The sequence below is a fragment of the Pedobacter gandavensis genome, from assembly GCF_032678465.1.
Taxonomy (GTDB): Bacteria; Bacteroidota; Bacteroidia; order Sphingobacteriales; family Sphingobacteriaceae; genus Pedobacter; species Pedobacter gandavensis_B.
Window position 1 is genome coordinate 662,336 of the sequence record NZ_JAVTSK010000002.1, and the last position, 20,028, is coordinate 682,363.

Annotated in this window: 13 protein-coding genes; 5 read left to right on the forward strand and 8 right to left on the reverse strand. The window is 41.4% G+C overall.

Annotated elements, in window-relative coordinates; all coding sequences use genetic code 11:
- Positions 1-61: 61 nt before the first annotated feature.
- The 5 genes from R2Q94_RS05970 to R2Q94_RS05990 all read left to right on the forward strand — a co-directional run bounded on the left by R2Q94_RS05970 (position 62) and on the right by R2Q94_RS05990 (position 5,297).
- Complete coding sequence (locus R2Q94_RS05970; RefSeq protein WP_316820533.1) at positions 62-436, forward strand: DoxX-like family protein; 375 nt, start codon at positions 62-64, stop codon at positions 434-436.
- 1 nt (position 437) lies between these two features.
- Entirely contained in the window at positions 438-1,178 is a 741-nt protein-coding gene (locus tag R2Q94_RS05975) for a DUF2071 domain-containing protein (RefSeq protein WP_316820534.1), read from the forward strand.
- Positions 1,166-1,921 (forward strand): class I SAM-dependent methyltransferase, encoded by a 756-nt coding sequence (locus R2Q94_RS05980; RefSeq protein ID WP_316820535.1) that lies wholly within the window; start codon positions 1,166-1,168, stop codon positions 1,919-1,921. The genes R2Q94_RS05975 and R2Q94_RS05980 overlap by 13 nt, the downstream gene beginning before the upstream one ends.
- On the forward strand, positions 1,905-2,300 hold the full coding sequence (locus R2Q94_RS05985; RefSeq protein WP_316820536.1) for a hypothetical protein: 396 nt from the start codon (positions 1,905-1,907) through the stop codon (positions 2,298-2,300). Before R2Q94_RS05980 ends, R2Q94_RS05985 begins: the two co-directional genes overlap by 17 nt.
- A gap of 282 nt (positions 2,301-2,582) precedes the next feature.
- Positions 2,583-5,297, forward strand: coding sequence for a GH116 family glycosyl hydrolase (locus R2Q94_RS05990; protein ID WP_316820537.1), 2,715 nt, complete (start codon positions 2,583-2,585; stop codon positions 5,295-5,297).
- A 95-nt stretch (positions 5,298-5,392) separates the two neighbouring features.
- Here R2Q94_RS05990 and R2Q94_RS05995 read toward each other — a convergent pair whose 3' ends face one another.
- The 8 genes from R2Q94_RS05995 to R2Q94_RS06030 all read right to left on the reverse strand — a co-directional run bounded on the left by R2Q94_RS05995 (position 5,393) and on the right by R2Q94_RS06030 (position 19,875).
- On the reverse strand, positions 5,393-9,940 hold the full coding sequence (locus tag R2Q94_RS05995) for an efflux RND transporter permease subunit (protein ID WP_316820538.1): 4,548 nt from the start codon (positions 9,938-9,940) through the stop codon (positions 5,393-5,395).
- A gap of 25 nt (positions 9,941-9,965) precedes the next feature.
- Positions 9,966-11,093, reverse strand: a complete 1,128-nt coding sequence (locus R2Q94_RS06000) for an efflux RND transporter periplasmic adaptor subunit (protein WP_316820539.1) — start codon at positions 11,091-11,093, stop codon at positions 9,966-9,968.
- Between the two features lie 238 nt (positions 11,094-11,331).
- A complete protein-coding gene (locus tag R2Q94_RS06005) occupies positions 11,332-11,694 on the reverse strand; it encodes a hypothetical protein (RefSeq protein WP_316820540.1) in 363 nt (120 codons plus the stop codon).
- A gap of 92 nt (positions 11,695-11,786) precedes the next feature.
- Entirely contained in the window at positions 11,787-14,219 is a 2,433-nt protein-coding gene (locus R2Q94_RS06010; protein WP_316820541.1) for an outer membrane beta-barrel protein, read from the reverse strand.
- 119 nt (positions 14,220-14,338) lie between these two features.
- Positions 14,339-16,276 carry a DsbA family protein gene (locus tag R2Q94_RS06015; protein WP_316820542.1) on the reverse strand — a complete coding sequence of 646 codons (1,938 nt, stop codon included), beginning with the start codon at positions 16,274-16,276 and terminating at the stop codon, positions 14,339-14,341.
- Entirely contained in the window at positions 16,273-17,442 is a 1,170-nt protein-coding gene (locus R2Q94_RS06020; protein ID WP_316820543.1) for a pyridoxal phosphate-dependent aminotransferase, read from the reverse strand. The genes R2Q94_RS06015 and R2Q94_RS06020 overlap by 4 nt, the downstream gene beginning before the upstream one ends.
- A 64-nt stretch (positions 17,443-17,506) precedes the next feature.
- Entirely contained in the window at positions 17,507-17,908 is a 402-nt protein-coding gene (locus tag R2Q94_RS06025; protein ID WP_316820544.1) for a response regulator, read from the reverse strand.
- The gene (locus R2Q94_RS06030) at positions 17,905-19,875 is read right to left on the reverse strand and encodes a PAS domain S-box protein (RefSeq protein ID WP_316820545.1); all 1,971 of its coding nucleotides are present in this window, start codon (positions 19,873-19,875) and stop codon (positions 17,905-17,907) included. The genes R2Q94_RS06025 and R2Q94_RS06030 overlap by 4 nt, the downstream gene beginning before the upstream one ends.
- Positions 19,876-20,028: the final 153 nt, after the last annotated feature.

Genomic DNA, 20,028 nt, shown 5'->3' on the forward strand with positions numbered 1-20,028 from the left:
ATTAAGATACTCTATGGTATCCTATGAAATAATAACGTGTTAACGATAAGCTTTTGATCAGATGTTGGAGAGATTAATTACTTATGTCATTGCTGGGGTATGGTTCGTTAATGGACTATTCTGCAAAGTCCTGAATTTTGTACCAAGACATGAAGAAATTGTAGGAAGAATTCTTGGGGATGTTTATTCAAAGCCATTGACCATAGCCATTGGACTTTCAGAAATAGGGATGGCGATCTGGATTTTAACCGGATATAAATCCCGTTTAAATGCCATCTTACAAATTGTGATCATTGCCCTCATGAACTTTCTCGAATTTATACTGGTACCTGATCTGCTCCTATGGGGCAGATTTAACTCCTTATTCGCGTTTTTGTTTATTTTTTTGATTTACTTTAAGGAATTTAAATTACAAAGTAGTCCCATTAACGCTTAGTATGCTTTCCATTCTTAAAAATCATCCTTTCTCTGTTGAAGCGTTTTTTGAATGCTCTACAGTACTCACCTTTGCTGTACCGAAAGAAGAACTCCAATCCTTTATTCCGGATTGTCTGGAGTTGGATACCCTGGATGAGAAATGGGCTTTCCTGGCAGTAGCAATGGTCCAGACCAAAGGTTTGAGACCGAAGGGGTTTCCGACAATTCTAGGCAATGATTTCTTTTTAATAGGTTACCGGGTATTTGTAAAATACATCAATGCTGCGGGGAAAAGATTAAGAGGCTTGTATATCCTGAAATCAGAAACGGATAAAGTAAAGATGGAGTGGATGGGAAATTTATTTACCCATTATAATTATTCCACAACAGATATTACTTTTAAGAAAAGTGGAAGCCTGACAGAAATCAACTCTATAAAATCAGATTTCAATATTAAACTGGAGGAACAGTTGGGAGAAGTCTCTTTACCTGAACATTCCCCATTTGTAGATTGGAAAGCTGCCAGAAGGTTTGCAGGTCCTTTGCCTTTTACATTTACTTATAACGAAGAAAAGAAAGAAGTTTTAGTGATAGAAGGGGTCAGAGAGAATTGGATACCAGAACCGATTAAGGTCTTAGCCTGCCATATTTCATTTCTTCAATCCTTAAAACTAAAAGAAAGTGTATTGGCCAACGCTTTTATCATTAAGAATATTCCTTATCACTGGAAAAAAGGTAAAATCGAGCAATGGAACAGATAAGAAAACCCTTTCAGGGCGTTTGGAATATTGTGCGGTTCAATTGGCATTTTTACCTGCTTTCTGTAGGTTTTGTCTGCTTGTTGCTGCTTTTGATGTGGATTCAACCCGCTTTCTATGTACCGCTCCTTATTGCATGTCTTGGTTTACTTACCATCAATGTGATTTCGCTTGCCGTATCCTGGTATGTATATGATTTGTCTGGCTTGTATCAATTTAAATGGTTAAATGCTTCCTCAGGTTATCAACGTATTGTCAACATAAATGCCGGTTTTGATGAAAGCACTGCGATACTTTGCAGGAGGTTTCCCAAGGCAGAAATGCGGGTGCTCGATTTTTATGATCCTTTAAAACATACAGAGGTTTCGATCAGGAGAGCCAGAAAAGCATATCCTGCGTACCCGGGTACCGAACAGATCAATACTATAAAACTAGACCTGGAAGACCATAGCACCGATAAAATCTTTCTGATTCTCTCTGCTCACGAAATCAGGGAGGAGCAGGAAAGGATTTTGTTTTTTAAGGAACTGAATAGGGTGCTGCATCCGGATGGAGAGGTTTTTATAGTGGAACATTTGAGAGATCTGCCGAATTTTTTGGCTTATAACCTCGGTTTCTTTCATTTTCATTCCAGGCCTACATGGCTCAAGACTTTTGAGCATGCAGAATTGGCTATTCAAGAGGAAGTAAAACTTACTCCTTTTATTTCAACATTTATCTTAGTAAAGAATGGAGATACATTATAAAATCATTGGCGTACTTTTAATTGCACTATCATTTGTACATCTGGTTTTTCCCAAATACTTCAATTGGACAGAGGAATTGAGTGCTTTGAGTTTGGCCAATCGTCAGATCATGTACATCCACACTTTCTTCATTGCATTGGTGGTATTTCTAATTGGGCTGTTGTGTTTAACTTCATCGAATGAGTTGGTCTCGAATAGTTTCGGCAAGAAAATCGCATTTGGAATAGGCATCTTTTGGTTGATTCGACTGTACATCCAGTTTTTTGGATATTCGTCAAAACTCTGGAAAGGTAAGACATTTGAGACGGTCGTGCATGTCGTGTTTTCCCTGTTCTGGGCCTATTTAAGCGTCGTGTTTCTAGCTTCCTACTGGATTTAAACTGGGAGATTTTACAATTCCGTCATAATATTAAACGTATTTGGCATTTACCAGATTCTATCCCTCAAAGTATATATCTTAAGTGACTACCATGGGTTATGACCTTGAAGGGAGGTGATTTTAGCTATTGGCGACTGGACAAAGCCCATGTTCAAAGCACAGGACAGGGTTTTTAATGCAGGTAAAAATTATATATGGCCGCTTCCTCAATCTATTTTGGATAGAAACAGGAATTTTTTGCCTCAAAATCAAGGTTGGTAACACACAAAATAAGAAGCATTGATGATGACGTCGAACAGAAGAGATTTTATAAAGAACGCAGGACTGCTTATGGGTAGTCTTGCTGCCATTCAGTTCCCCGTGTGGGGCAAGAGTATTTTTGTTTTGGATTATCCACTGCATAATATACCATTAGATAAGAATTTAGATCCAAAGTGGATCAAATCACTGTACAACCGTGGCAAGGAAACGGCTTATTTTAAGCGTAAAAATGAGCTCAGTTTTATAGGAATGCCAGTTGGTGGCCTTCATGCAGGAACAGTGTATGTTGGTGGCGACGGTCGTCTGTGGCTTTGGCAGATTTACAATGAAACATTTGAAGGAGCACAGGAGGGAATTGATCCTAAAACGGTGAACTGGAATGATGGTACGGCATCCAGAAAGATTCGGGTTAGAGATGGTGCAGCCTATGTAGAACCTGCTATCGCCAACAACAAACGTGTTTTAGAACAGGGCTTTGCTGTAAAAGCAGTGGTCAATGGTAAAACTTTCATTAAAGAGCTGAGCGAAGAACATTGGGATGAAGTGATCTTTAAACCTGCATATCCAATGGCCACTATCGAATACCTCAGCAAGGATTTTCCAGTACAGGTGTTGTTAAAGGTGTATTCGCCTTTTATTCCGCTGGACGCGTTAAATTCTGCGTTGCCTGCTACTTTTTTAAGGGTAGAAGTGAAAAATCCTACTGCTGCTCCGGCACAGATTTCTGTACTGGGATGGATGGAAAATGGAGCCAATAAGCTGACTGGAAAGGCTAAAACCGGAAAACGTAAAAATGAGGTAAATACTGCCTCTGGAGCTACCCGTATTTTCTCTTCATTTGACTCAGATCAGATAGAGGTAATGAACGCACAGGATGCAGGTACCATGTGTTTTACCTTACACCAGTCGAAAGGAAAGGCTTATCCTTCCATTAGTCCATGGCCGGTTACTGAAAAACACTTCAATGCTGCTGTGAATAATTCAGCAGTGATAGATGCACCTGAAAAATTGGTGGGCGGATTAGAACTTCAGGCATCAGTTGGTCCTGGGAAATCAATGAAAGCAGATTATTCTGTAAGCTGGCATTTTAACAATGCCAACGTCAACCTGAAAAAGATAGTGAAGAATGCACAGCAGGGATTTCATTATGCAACCAGATTTAAAGATGCCGATGCAGTAAGCGTGTATTTACAGGATAATTTTGATAAACTAACCAGAACCACAGAGTTGTGGACGGATACCTGGAACGATTCTACCTTGCCATATTGGTTTCTGGAACGCACTTTTATCAATATCGATACGCTGGCAACGGCCAATACCTATCGTTTCGCCGATGGTAGATTCTGGGGCTGGGAAGGTGTTGGGGCTTGTGCGGGTACCTGTACACATGTTTGGCAATACGCACAGTCTGTAGCCAGGATATTTCCGGAGCTGGAACGCGATTTAAGACAGCGTGTAGATCTGGGCCTTGGTTTTAAGGAGGATACAGGAGCAATTATATTTCGCGCAGAAAATGAAAGCCGGCCGGCAATTGATGGACAGGCGGGGACTGTATTGAGGTTTTACAGAGAACACCAGATGAGTGCTGACGATACTTTCCTGAAAACAAATTGGGCAGGGATTAAAAAGGCTACACAGTTTATGCTGGATCAGGATAAAAACGGTGATGGTATGACAGATACCCCAATGGAAAACACACTGGATGCAGTTTGGGAAGGTGAAATTGCCTGGATTGTTGGTTTGTGTATTGCCGGCGCAAGAGCAGGTCAGGCCATGGCCGAAGAAATGGGTGATGCTGCTTTTGCCAAAACTTGTGAAACCTATGTAGCCAATGGCCGTAAAAACATGGAACAGGAATTGTTTAATGGTGAGTATTTTATTCACCGTCCGGATAAGGTAGAAGGACGTAAAAAACTGGGTTCCTATAATACCTGCCATATTGATCAGGTATATGGTCAGAGTTGGGCATTTCAGGTGGGCTTGCCAAGGGTGTTGAGCAAAGATAAAGCAGTAGCCGCGCTCAAAGCTTTATGGAAGTATAATTTTACTTCTGATGTTGGGCCATACATCAAAACCCATACTGGCGGAAGGCCATATGCACTTGCAGGGGAAGGAGGAATGGTGATGAATACGAATCCATACAATGAGGCCAAACCTTTTGGAGAGCATGTGGGCTGGCAATTGGGCTATTTTCATGAGTGTATGAGTGGTTTTGAACACCAGGTAGCCGCTCATTTGATGGGAGAAGGGATGGTAGAAGAGAGTTTAATTCTGACGCGTTCTATTCACGATAGGTACCATGCTTCGAAAAGAAATCCTTTCAATGAGATCGAATGCAGCGACCATTATGCCAGAGCAATGGCCAGTTATGGTACTTTCATCAACGCGGGTGGCTTTGAGTACCATGGACCAAAAGGGTACCTGAAGTTCTCACCAGCATGGAACGCAGAGAATTTTAAAACGCCTTTCACTTCAGCTCAAGGCTGGGGGACTTACACACAACAGAAAACCGGTGCCAAACAATTACATGCGATCCACCTGAAATACGGTGAATTGCAATTAACAGAATTAGCCTTCAGTAAAATAGGCTCAGGTAAGGTAAATGCAGTTTCAGTGATGTTGGGCAGTCAGAAAATCCCCGTGCAATTCAAACAAAATGGATCAGACCTGAGCATTGTCAGCGCTAAGAAAATCAATCTGAAAATGAATGAAAGCTTAAATATTACTTTTTCCTAAATAGAACAACATGAGAAAATAATGAGGTAGAAAGAAAACAAGCCCTGATTTTTTAGATTCAGGGCTTGTTTGTTTAGTGAAAAAATATGGATTTTTTATTTCCAGCCTCCACCTAAGGCTTTGTAAATGGAAATCTGGTTCAATACCTGTTGTTTTTTAGCTTGAACCTCATTGATTTCTGCATCTAACACATTTCTTTGTGTAGTTATGATGTCCAGATAGGTCACTCTACCTGCTAAAAACAATGCATTTGCGGCTTTCACGGAAGCATTCAAGGCCTTCACTTCTTCAGAGATAAATGTTCTCTTAGCCTTGATGAAAGCCTGCGCTTTCACTGCATCCTGCACTTCGTTATAAGCCTTTAGAACAATCTTCTCATAATTCTGGAAGGCGATCCCGTAATTTGCTTTGTAACTCTCGTATTCAGCTCGTATGCGGTGCTGGTTGAAAATTGGAGCGGTTAAGCCACCTATCAAGCCATAAGCCAATGCAGTTTGCGGCTGGAACAATTTACCCAGATCAAACGATTGCAAGCCAATATGCGGCGCCAACACGATGGAAGGTAAGAATGCTACACTTGCGGCCTTCGTTTCTTTCTGTGAAGCGATCAGTTCCAGTCCCGCCTGTCTGATGTCGGGCCTTAATGCAATCATTTGCAATGGGGTACCTTCTGCTAAAGTGCTACTGGAATTAAACTCTTCTAATCCATTCTCTTTTAGTGTAATAGTAGATTCGAATCTTCCGGTCAGGAAGTTTAGGTGGTTTTGCATTAAGCTCACTTGTTGCAACACTTCCTGCTCTTTTGCTTTAGAATTGGCAAGTACTGCTTTGAATTGCTGTACACCTAATTCGGTAGCTACACCTGCTTCTTTTTGCACCTGAATCAACTTCAAACCATTCTGTTGAAGCAGGATATTTCTGCTGAGAATCTTCAGTTCTTCATCCAGGCTGAGCAATTCAAAATAGGCAGCGGATACATTACTGATCAGTTCTGTTTGTACCAGTTTCTGACCTTCGTAAGAAGCCAGGAATTTGTTTACTGCAGCTTGCTTTTTGTTTTTCAATTTACCCCATAGATCCAGTTCCCAGGAAGTTCTGATCCCTATGAAATAGTCTGGAAGCGGGTTAGGAACCTGTTCACCTGGTTTCAGGTTTGGAGAAAAATTGGTGTCGTAATTACCAATTCCATCTGCAGTGTGAAATCCGTATCTCCTTAATCCACCTTCAATTGCCAGGTCTATATTAGGTAAAGCTGCACCTTTCCGCATTCTTAGATTTGCTTTAGCCATTTCGATATGGTGAAGCGTTTGCTTCATATCCGGGTTATTGGCCAATGCCGTTTCAATTAAGGAAATGAGCTGTTCATCTTTAAAGAATTCTTTCCAGGTCGTGTGGGCTACGGTATTGCTGTCTGTACTTTTCTGGAAGCTTTCCGGCAATGCGCGGTGCTCATAGTTCGGCACATCTTTCTTCATCGAGCAGCTGCTGATCAACATCACGGATGCAATCGCGACTACCACTTTGGCACTTGCAGTTACTTTCTTTTTCATCATAGAAGAGAAGAGTACGTACAGGCCTGGAATTACGATTACCCCAACCACGGTACCGATAATCATACCACCTACAGCGGCTGTTCCGATAGAGCGGTTTCCTAAGGCACCGGCGCCTGTAGCAATCATTAAAGGAACCAATCCTGCTGCAAAAGCAAAAGAGGTCATCAAAATAGGACGCAAACGGGCTACAGAGCCTTCAATTGCAGCATCTAAGAAACTCATACCTTGTTCTTGTTTAATAATGGCATACTCTACGATTAGAATCGCGTTTTTACCGAGTAAACCGATCAGCATGACCAGTGCCACTTGTGCATAAATGTTATTTTCCAGTCCAAACATCCATAAGAACAGGAAGGCCCCAAAAATACCAGCTGGTAAAGAAAGCAATACCGGCAATGGCAATAAGAAGCTTTCATATTGCGCGGCAAGGATCAGGTAAACAAACAATAAACACAAAGCAAAGATGTATAAAGCCTGATTTCCGGAAAGGATCTGCTCTCTGGTCATACCAGACCATTCGATTTCATAGCCAGTAGGAAGTTTCTTCGCTACAGCTTCTACCGCCTCAATCGCTTGTCCGCTACTGAATCCTGCGGTGGCATCGCCATTCAGCATGGCCGAAGAGAACATGTTGTAACGGGTGATTTGCTCCGGACCATACACACGCTCCATGGTGATAAACGAAGAGAATGGCATCGTTTCACCTTGTTCATTCTTGATGAAAAGGTTCAGTACATCCTCTGGTTTTTCTCTGTAATTTGGACCAGCCTGCACCATCACTTTGTACATTTGTCCGTAGCGGATGAAGTTTGTGGCATAGTAACTACCCATTAAAGTTTGCAGGGTGTTCATGGCATTTTCTACACTAATTCCTTTTTTGGCTGCCAGATCGTGATCTACCTTGATCAGGTATTGAGGGAAGCTGACGTCGAATGTGGTAAAAACATTACCGATTTCAGGGGTAGCTTTTAAGTCTTCAATGAATTTCTTCATGACTTCAGCAGTCCGGTTCAGGTCGTCAGCACCAGTTTTATCTAAAAGACGTAATTCAAAGCCTGAGGAGTTACCAAAACCAGGTACAGTAGGCGGAGGGAAGAACTCAATATCTGCATCCATGATGTGTGAAGTTGCCTTTTTAAGGTTTTCAATCATGTCCGTTACTGATTCTTTACGATCCTTCCAGGATACAAGGTTGATCATCCCCATTCCATAAGAAGCACCAGAAACCTCGTTTACCAAACTATATCCGGCAAGTGTTGAAACGGTTTCTACGGCCTGCATTTTTCTGCTGATGGCATCAATCTCATTCAGGACACTTTCTGTACGGTCAACCGTTGCTCCTGGAGGAGTGGTGACGTTTACATAAATCATACCCTGGTCTTCCGTAGGGATAAATCCAGACGGTAAGATGCTGCTCATTCCCCAGGTAGTGATAAAGAAGGCAATTAACAGTCCGAAAGTTAGGATTCTTCTTCCTGCGATTCTGGTCAGTAATCCTTTGTATCCGCCAGCCATTCTATTGTAAACCCTGTTAAATCCTGCAAAGAATCTGGCCATCCAGCCTTTGGCTGTAGGCTTATCATGTGGAGAACGAAGAATGATGGCACATAGTGCCGGTGTTAAGGTTAATGCATTAATTCCGGAAATGATAATAGCTGATGCCAGTGTTAGAGAGAATTGTCGGTAGAAAATACCCACTGGCCCGGAAAGGAAGGCCACAGGAATAAACACGGCCGACATCACCAGGGTAATTGCCACAACCGGTTTACCTACTTCTTTCATGGCAGCGATGGTCGCTTCCATAGGTTGAAGGTGTTCTTCTTCCATTTTAGAGTAGACCGCCTCTACCACTACAATGGCATTATCAACCACAATACCGATGGCGAGTACGAGTGCAAACAGCGTCAATAAGTTGATGGAGAAGCCCAGCATCTGCATAAAAAACAACGCACCAATCAAACACACCGGAACGGCAAGCGCTGGAATTAAAGTAGATCTGAAATCCTGTAAGAAAATGAATACTACTATAAATACCAGAATAAAGGCTTCAAGTAATGTGATCAATACGCTTGATATTGAGGCGTCAAGGAATCTGGATACGTCGTATCCCATCGTGTACTTCATTCCCGGAGGGAAAGAGTTTTCCTGTAAAGTGGCCATGCGTTCCTTTACGTTCTTGATCACTTCCTGAGCATTTGATCCAGGCAGCTGCTTTAGCATGATAGATGCAGAGGGCCTGCCATCCGTTTTAGAGACCATCTCATAGTCGAGTGAACCAAACTCTACATCTGCGACGTCTTTAATCCGGATGATAGAACCATCTGCATTTGCCCTGATCGGAATATTTTTATACTCTTCAGATTCTGAAAATTTACCAGGATAGCGCAATACATATTGCTGCATATTGATCGATTTATCAGATCCGATACCCGTTTGTCCGGGTGCTGCTTCTACGTTTTGCTTTCTTAATGCGGCAATCACATCATCAGAAGAGATGTTGTATGCAGCCAGACGGTCTGGTTTTAACCACACACGCATTGCATAATCCCTTAATCCCATGATCTGTGCAAAACCTACACCTTCAATACGTTTCAGTTCTTTCAGGATATTGATGTCGGTGAAGTTGTAGATAAAGCGCTCATCTGCAGTTTTATCGTCGCTGTAGATGTTCAAATACATCAACATACTGTTCACCTCTTTCTCCGTAGTTACCCCGGCTTTAATTACTTCTTCAGGTAATTCGTCCAGTACGGTTGTTACCCTGTTTTGCACGTTTACTGCGGCAATATCAGGATCGGTACCTACTTTAAAGAAAACCTGGATCAATGTAGTTCCGTTGTTGGTAGACACGGAACTCATGTAAGTCATCCCTGCCACACCGTTAATTGCTCTTTCCAAAGGAATGGCCACTGCATTTGTACTCACCTCGGCATTTGCGCCGGTGTAATTGGCCGTTACCACCACAGAAGGGGGAACAATGTCCGGGAATTGGGTAACCGGGAGCGTAAACAGCGCCAGTAAACCCAAAAGGGTGATAAATAAGGAAATAACCAGCGATAATACCGGTCGTTTTATAAATTGTTCAAACATAATATTTTATGATTTATGCGCAGATTTAGTTTTTGGCGATTGGGTTTGCTTTAACGTCCATTGGTTTAACGGTCAGGCCATCACGCAGACTTTGGGTACCTTCAAAAACGATCTTGTCTGATTTCTTCAATCCGGAATTCACCATATAATAGTGTCCGATACGTTGTCCGGCTTCGAAAGGCGTCATTTTGATGGTGTTGTTTTCATTTAACACATACACATATGTTCTGTCCTGAATCTCGAATACGGATTTTTGGTGAACAGCTAAAATCTCACCTGTTTCTACAGGCACACTGATTTTACCGGAAGCACCATGTTTCAACAATCCTTCGGCATTCGGGAAATTGGCTTTAAGGGATAGTGAGCCGGTCTGACTGGCGAATTCACTTTCAGCGAATCTGGCAGTACCTTCAAAGGGGTAAACAACACCATTGGCCAGGGTCAGTTTAACACGTTTCTTGAAATTGTTTTTTGAATAAGTGGAGTCGCTGGCAATGTTCAGGTATTCCTTTTCGGTGATGGAGAAGTAAACATTGACTGCGCTCAAATCAGAAACAGTGGTCAGGAGGGAGCCCTCTTCCAGTAAACTGCCTGCTTTTAGTGGCATTCTGTCTATACGCCCTGTAAATGGAGATTTGATCAGGGTATGAGAAAGTCTTGATTTTGCATATCTCAATACTGATCTTGCCTCAGCTACGCGTGATTCAGCAGCTTTCAGTTTAGCGGCTCCTAAATCAAGCTCTGTTTTGGAAACGATATTGTTCTGCACCAATACCTTTGTTCTTTCCTGCTCTAAATCTACGGTTTTCGCATCAGCGATGGCATTGTTCAATACCGCTTCCGCCTTGCTCAGGTCGGCTTTGTATTCTTCGTCGTTGATCTTGAAGAGAATTTGTCCGGCTTTAACCGCTGAACCTTCTTCTACATAGATCTTCTCTAAGAATCCAGACAACCTGGACCTTACTTCTACGTTTTTTACAGCCTGGATATCGGCAATGTATTCCTTGAAAATTAGGGTGTCTAATACGTTTACTGTAGCGATAGGCACGGTTTTGGCCTGGTCTGTTTCACTTGGCGTTTTGCTTTGCGAGGTACAGCCGGCGATGGTAACGGCAGCTAAAATTGGGAAATAAGCTAAATACTTAACTTTCATGGTCATAATGATTTTTAGGGACGCGTCTATGCGGCCCGTGATATGGGTGGTTTAAAAAGAAAAATGCGTGTAAAACGGTCTTTGAATCCTTTGAGGAAACAAAAGAAAAAGCCTGTGAAAAGGCCAGTAGTACTTATGCGATGAAATCAGACAAAAGAAGAAAAGGGCCCGAATCGATTCGGACTTTGCATCAATTGCCATGATATTCAAGGATAGAAATACTAAGAAATGAGCTTGCCTAGAATGGCTTTAGCCTAAACAGATGGGTGTAATAGCTTGGTAAACAAGTGCTCTTCGTTTTATAGAAGGGATGAATAATGGTGACTAATTTTCCAATCTGTTTAAAGATAAAGAAGGAAAATAAGATCAGGATGGCCGGTAAGATGTAGATTCCCGTCTGGAACAGGCGGTAGTTTTCATTTGGAATCTCAATGCCATCCTCATAATTGTGCATAGGAATGTCCAGTAGGTCGTCAAGAACAATTTCAAGTAAGGAGTCGCCGGCAAACGAATATTGCTTAACAGAAGCATCTCCTGCTTCATAAGCAATAATGTTCAGGTAGGCGAACAACGATAAAAAATGAAACAATTTGATAAACATACAAGGTCAAAGATAGAACATTAGCCAGGCTGTTTCTTTAGAGAAAATTGTCTTTACATTTTTATGATAAATGAGAATTGGGCAAAATCAGGCTATATTCGGCCTTTTACTTCCTCTGAACCAGTAGCTCTATCTCTCTTATCCTTCACCGTCATTTTACCAAAATTAAAGCTCAGGGAGAGGGCTACACTCCGGGTATCATAGTAGTTTTCATCTACAATTCTCAGGTCATTGACCCTTATTTTGTACCGGTCTTTATTGCTCTTAAAGAAATCCTGACCGGATAAGGTCACATTCCATGCGCCTATAGCTTTTCTTAATCTGAACTCCGTCTCTAATCTGTTTCCAATTTCCGTGTTTACGATGGTAACTGGAAATGTATTGTTGGCAATGAGGGTACAAGATAGTCCCTCTTTCTTTGAAATGTTAAAGGTTTGATTGGTAGAAAGACTCAGCAGGAAGGTTTTGTTGTCAATTAAAATCTGATTGGCATAACTGCCTTTAGAAAGTACATATCCGGTTAATGTGGTTCCGGATAGCCTCCACCAGGGTAAAATCTGTTGAAAATAGGTGATGGTATTCGTGAAGCTGTATTTATTTCCATAGTTGACCTTCTTATTGGCAATTACATTTGCAGTTGGATTACTTGGTAGGGCATAGATTTCGTCCAGCGACTGACTGGCAGCCAGTTGAAAAGTAAAGCTGCCTGCTTTACTGAGGAGGGTATGACTCAATTCCTCTCTATAATATTTGGAAGGCATCAGAAATGGATTTCCTTCAAAATAGGTCTGGTCTGTGGTATAGGTACGGAATGGATTTACATCCCAGAAACCTGGTCGGTTGATCCTGCTGGAAAGCGCCATCACATAAGATTTTTCCTTGCTGCTGGTGTATTTCAGGAATGCTGTTGGGAATAGATTGGTATAGTTTCGGTCGACTACCTTAATTCCTTCCAACCATCCATTTGCAATGGTGTTTTCAATACGTAGGCCCAGTTGGTAAGACCATTTCGGGTTAATGCGGGCATTTAAAATACCATAAGCCGAATTGATGTGTTCATTGTATTGAAAGGTATTGCTTCTGTTCCTATCATTTTCCCATTGACCATCTGCAAGTTGATTTTCGAAAAGCAAATGATTGTTGATTTTTGAAACCGCTGTTTTTAGTCCGAAATCCATAGATAGCTCTTTGTTAATAGGCCATTCGAAATCAGCTTTCAGGGATTGATTGTTGATTTTTTGTGGCGCAGAACTTCTAAACAAATCTCTGACAAATAAGGCCTGTTGGGTGTTGAGGTCTATTGCTTCCGTTTTACTGATGGATTTGTTTTTGGAATTGTATTCCAATGCATCGAGGTCTATACTTAGGGTTTTACCTTTTCCATCCAGTTTGCCCTGGTAATTCAGGTTGAGCGCATAGGTGTTTGAGCTTAAATCATCTCTGTTCCTGGTAGCAGTCAAAGAATCCATGGTTTTATAGTGATCCCGGCTTTTCGCATTTCGGTTTTCCTGATGGTTCATCCCGGAATAATCGATGAGCAGTCCAAATACATGATTGTTGTTGAGTTGGTGGTCGATTCCTAAACTGCCACCTGGCGACAATATCTGGTAGTCATTGAAAGAACGAATGCTTCTGTGCAATAAATTGTTGTCGGCAGATAGGGGGTAATCGATGTCTTTTTTGAATTCAGGTTTGCGACTTCTGTTGCTCATGTATAAATTGGAGAAAACATTCCATTTCCCTTCCCGGTAGTTTCCATACAGGCTACCTGCCTGAGAATTGACGGCTGTTTGTCTGCCACTTAAACCAGCATTCCCGATAAATCCTTCTTCTTTGTTCTTTTTGGTGATGATGTTGAGGACTCCCGCGCCGCCCTCTGCATCATACTTGCTGGAGGGGCTGGTCATCACTTCTATGGCCTCCAGATTTTCGGAAGGAATACTACTCAGGTAGTTCTTTAATGCATTTCCGCTGAGGATTTTTCTTTTATTGTTGAGGTAAACCACTGCCCCTGTTGTGCCACTGATCTGGATGTTGCCATCGGAAGAAACACTAACCAATGGTGTTTTCTCAATGACTTCCCAAAGGTTACTACCGAAAATCAGATCGGTTTCTCCTACGTTAAAGCGCAGACGATCGATCTGACGCTGGAAGATTGGTTTTTTCGCGGTAATGGCCACTTCATTTAGCGTTTGAGAAGCCAGGAATTGAACATTTACGCTGGTATTCTTATGGATGCCAGCCTGCAAAGTCGTATCTCTGTAGGCTACATACCTGTAAAGTAGTTGATAATTTCCTTCAGGGATGTTTTTAAACTGATAGTTTCCTTCCGGACTGGTTATCGCATTAGCGATCACCTTAGGGCCTTGCTTCAAACTCACCATCACCAGTCCCAAGGGGCTATGCTTTTCATCAGTAACCCGACCAGAAAGCTGGTGCTTAATGGCAGGGACTCCGGATTGTGAATAGCTATTGGCAATACTGAAGCTGTTGAACAATAAGATGGAAAGCGCTAATTTTTTCATGCCCTAAGATGGCGAATAATCTCGAAAATAAAAGTGGCTTCCCTGGAAAAAGGAAGCCACTAAGTTTATTTAAATGCAGTAAATGATAGATGTCTGTGATTTAAGATCAGTCTTTTGGCTTAAATCAGTTCGTAGTAATTACTCTTCCAAAGGATACCGTTCTTACTTTCCATTTTTTTCAGGAAACCCTGATCATAAAGTTCTTCTAACTTTATGGATGCAGCCTCCATTGAAATGTCACTGAGGTAAGCAAATTCCTTATCCGCCATGGTAGGGAAGTGGTTGAACAGATTTTTTGGGTCGGTGTCTATTTCAATCTTTTTAGCATGTGGCAGGCGCTTCAAAATGATCTCTACAAAATGGTCATAAGTCTGATGCCCTTTAACGGTCACATGTTCATTGGATGAATCTGAAAAGATCAATGTTGGAAAACTGGTTACACCATGTGTTTTACCAGTGTTTAGGTCTTCCTTGAACAATTCTTTAGCTCGTCCTTCAAAGTCTCTTAGTAGTCTGGCAGAGTCGAGCCCAACTTCTAATGCAGCCTTCTCGAGGTGCTCCCATTTGATGATGTTTTTCTTTTCCACGAAAACCATCTCATTGATGCGTCTTAAGAAAAGAGGAGCAAGGTCGTTATCCTGCATTTGTGCAGCCTTAAATGCAATGGAAGGAGGATAAGACGAATGCATTGGATCTTCAATCCAGAGGTCTCCATCAATAGGCATTTCATAAATAGCGCAAACTTCATCCCAATGTTTCGCTACCTCACCTGGATTGTTTACTTTTCCTTTTGGATATTCTCCCCAGGAAGGAAGCATACCGCCCATGCAGTATTTAATGTTCAGGTAGCTGCCATATTCCAGTTTAAGTTTTCTGAGTAATGGTTGGATCGTCCAGCAAGTGGAGCAGATCGGGTCTGTAAAGTACAACACTTCAATCTGCATAATCGAATTCACCTCATCCTGTTCTTCTTTTTTGGCAATCAATGGTACAGGAATGTCATCGTCGTTTTGCTCAGCTGGGTTCAAGAAACTATGCTTTAAATCCCTGCCCAGCTGGATGTGCTTTTCTATTTGCGGAGCTCTGTCTGTATAATAGCTTTGAAACGCGGTTTCGTAATCTTCGTTTTTCAGTAATTCATCTACCAGCGTTCTTGCATCTACGATGGCATTGGTGGTACCTGCGCTGGTAAATGGAAGTGACAGATGGGCTGCATCACCTATTAAAACGACATTTTTTTTGTGAAAGTTAGGAAGCAGGTCAAAATCCCGGGTGTTCCAGATGTAACTGCTGGTAAAGTCGTTAGTGGACAATAATTCTTTGACCTCTGCAGGGAAATCTTTTAACAACTCGCTACAAAACTCAGAAATACCTTCTGGACTTTGGGTCTTAACATCATTTGCCAAACAATCGTATTGTACAAACCAGACGAATTCATTGTTATCCGTAGGAATCATACCAAAAGCAAGACCTTTGGTGTCGTCCTGAAACTTGGTGAAATTCTGGCCATGTGTTTTTGCCAGTTGTTCATTGTAAGAAACACCAACCACTTCTTTTACCGTAACCGGAGTAAAGACTACATCACCCATGATCTGCTGTCTGACTTTGGAGTTTCCGCCATCTGCACCAACAAAAATATCACCATACTCCACCTCGCCATTACTAAATACAGCAGCAACGGCCTTTTCATTTTCATAAATGAAATGACTGAATTCGCGGCCCTCATGAACCAGCTCTTTTGGGAAAGTGTCTTTTAGAAAACGAATCAGGTCGCCACGCTTGATGCATTTCCAGGAGTCCAGGTGTAAATGCTTGATTTCCTGTCCGGATGGTCTTTTAAGAATGAAGTCCTGGACCATCTTTCCTGGAATCAGACTATGGTTTTCCGGATTCAGTTCTTTTAATCTACTGAGCCCATCGCTATGCATCAGAAAGGCATGACCTCTGTCGGGCATGTTGACCAGTCTTTCATTTACGACAACTTCAATATTTTGATTTCGCAAAAATATACCAAGGGTGAGTCCGGCAATGCCTCCTCCAATTATGACAACTTTCATACTGATTTTATGGTGTTCCTGATGCGAGAGAGCGCATCTGTGAGTATTTCTTCTGAAGTAGCAAAGCTAAGGCGGATATAACCTTCTGCGCCTTCGCCAAACCATTGTTTTAAGCCAGGTACTACTGCAACTTTCGCTTCATTAAAGAGTAAATCGCGTACTTCTGTGCTGGTTTTTTTGGTTCCGGTGATGTTGGCAAAAGCCACATAACAACCTTCCGGAGCGATGCAGTGGAAACCATCAATGCGATTAAGTTCAGTTACAACTAATTCGCGCATCTGGTGCAAGTGTTTCTTGAAAGCATCCAGGTAATATGCAGATTCGTCCAATGCGGCAACTGCTGCTATCTGCGATAATACATTGGCTCCATTGATGGTAGAACTGTGTAAGGAAGCTTCAAAGAGCTTGCTGTAATGGGCCGTGTTTGACGCCATTACTGTACCTATTCTTAAGCCTGCCAAACCATATGACTTACTGAATCCTGTGATGGTAATGGTTCTGTCACGGATTTCTTCGCTCAGTGCAGCAATACTGGTAAAAACATGCGGTGCATAAATGATATCACTCCAGATCTCGTCTGATAATATGAGTAAATCATGCTTGCAGGCAATCTCTCCAAAACGCTCCAATTCTGCACGACTGAATACTTTTCCTGTCGGATTTAAAGGATTACAGATGCAGATCATTTTGGTATTCTTACTGATGAGCTTTTCCAATCGCTCAAAATCTACTGCAGCATCTCCTGGAGGGATAGAAAATGGGATTGCAGTAGCACCAACAGCCTCTATAGAGTACCTGAACAGGAAATCTACCGGATCAAAAATCAGGGCTTCATCTCCGGCATTTAAAAATGCTTTACAGGTTAGCCAGATGCCAAAAGCGGCACTGTCTACCGGGAACAGCAATGCAGGCTCTGCTGGTATATTCCGTTTTTCCTGAAAGAACCTTGCCATACTTGTTTTGAATTGTGGCAATCCTTCAGGCGGACCATAGCAAAGATATCTGTCTTTTGTAAAACGAATGATGGCTTCAGAGATTTCCGGAGCGCAAGGGAAATCTGGATCTGCTGCTGTTAATGGAATGACACCGTCTGGAACGGTTGCCCACCTTAAATTATAAGCCCTTTTTTTGAGCAGGTCAAGGTTTACTGTTGGAGAGGAGAACATGTTTTTTTATCGTGATTTAATTAGTCGCTTTGCTTGTTCAATGGGATGAAATAAGGCAGCTGAATTAGGATAGATCAGCCATTATCTGGACAAATCTTTCTTTATTTAATGGTTTAATGATAAAATCTGATACCACACTGTAGTCCCTGGATCTTTCAATATCGTGGGGAGAAATAGAAGAAGAAACAATATACAGGATGATACTTTTCTGGATACTTGGCCGTTCTACCGTAAATTCTTCTAAGAATTCCCAACCATCCATGATCGGCATGCTCAGGTCCAGAAAGATCACATCCGGTAAAACTTCCTCATTATTTCGGTTGGCCTTGAGGAAGGTCAGTGCTTGTAAGCCATCATTGAACTCATCGATATGAGTGCTGATATTTGCGGCCTTCATCATTCTCTTTGTTAAGAAAACAAAGGTGCTGTCGTCATCTATAAGCGCTATTTTCTTTAAGGAATTCATGCTTTCTGATTTATAAATTCAATAAAAAAGGTAGAACCAACGTCTATTTTACTCTCTACCCATATTTTACCTTTCATGGCTTCTACCTGTGTCTTTGTCATATATAACCCAAATCCTTTTGAATTGGGGTGATGGTGAAATACTTTTCCAATTTTGAAACAGTTGTCTTTATGCTTATCCATATCTATTCCAAGACCATTGTCTTTAAATGATAAGATTACCTTATCATCCACTTTTTTACTTTGAAGTTTAATCACTAATTTTCTTTTCGGACTTTGGTATTTCAGGCAGTTGCTGAAAAGATTATGAAAAATGCTGTATAGATATTTTGCAGGAAAATAAACTGATGGCGCTTCTTCAAAATCGGTCTCTATTACGGCTTCAGATTTGTTGATTTCTGATTGCAGTCCTTCAAATGTCCTGCGGATACAATCGGTCAGCAGGATGTTTTCAGACTTAATCTCCAGATCCTGTTTAATTTGGATGGATTCTACCAGCTCATTAAAAGTGGTATGCAGGTTTTCTATAACTGGCTTTAACTTGGAGATCAGTGTTTTTTGTTCTTCCGGGTTATTGGTGTCTTCAATAAACTCCACCAGCATAGACATGTTGACCAAAGGTGCTCTCAGATTATGCGAAACGATATTACAAAAATCGATAAGCTGGGTATTTTGTGAGGACAATTGTTGTACAAGTGCAGCTTGTTTTTCTTCCATCACCTTCCGTTCAGTGATATCTATACCAAATCCAATGACCATAGATAACTGGCCATCGTCATCATGAACAGGGTACATCCGACGCAAATGGGTGATGTTGTTGCCCTCAGGATCTTTCAGGCTATCTTCCCAGCGAATTTCTTTGTCGCTGTTTTTTACCTGCAGGAATTGTGCTCTTCTTAAATCCGCGGTAGTAGTGGCCCTATTGCGGTAGGCTGCATACTCATAGTCGTCTTTACCCACTATAAAATCCCGATATTCCTTTACACTGATCGCACCGGGGTTAACAAACAGGTATTTATGGTTCGTGTCAAAAACAGCAATATCAGTTGGTAGTTTATTTAATATATTTTCATAAAACTTTTGCTGCTTATCCAGCACCTGCGAAATCTGATTCCGACTGGTGATGTCAACGGCAAAACAAATGTAAAAATGTTCTCCCTGGATAGTTGCCGGAGAAATACTCAAGGCAATATCAAAAACACTTTGATCCTTTCGGATCGTAGAGAATTCTATGGTTGTATTTGGATGGTTTTCCGGATCATCATATTTTAAGTTTTCCAGTAACTCACGATATTGTTGAAGATCCTGACCTACAAAGGCAAACTCGTGTAAATGCTGGCCGATCACTTCTGATTTTTCCCAGCCGAAAATTTGCTCAGCTTTTGGGTTCCATTTTGAAATGACACCTTTTTCGTCCAGAACAATCACTGCATCTATGGCATTATGAAAAATGATATCTATTTCCTGACTGGTAGTAAGGGCATTGGCTAGGCTTTTATGATGTTCAAATTGATCCAGTTCGTCATCAATGATTCTGAAAATTTGCTGAGTCAATAGTTCAAGCGCTTTCAGTTGTTTGTCTGATAGTGTTCCAACCTTGCTATCCATGATACATAGATAAGCGAGGGGAAGTTGTTCTGCAGTCAGGACAGGTATACATGCATAAAAACGAATGCCTGATTTTATCAATGGATGATTAGTAAACCCTGGTTCAAACTGAATATCAGGTATCACTAATGGTGTGCTGGAAGGCAAGGGAAGCTCCCAGGGATCTGTTGAAAAACTAGTCCTGGTTTTAAATAGAAAGCCATTGTCATCTGGGGCAGCAATAAAGGCAATTGGCATCTCAGTTAACATTTCTGCTAATGAGATGATTACACTAAACATTGTTTGGGTTTTCTCCTCAAACAAGTGTTGTAATTGAATGGAGCTTAATTTTTCAATCCCCGGATAGGAGCCTAATCTCATACTTGGTTTTAAAATTAGAATGGCACTAAGATTAAAGTTCTAAATTATTAATCGAAATCTTTCGCTAGACTTCTAACTCTGTAATATTAATTAAAATTATTGATTTGACCATAATTCGAGCGATTTTTTTTAAGGGTATTTTTTGCGCTTTTT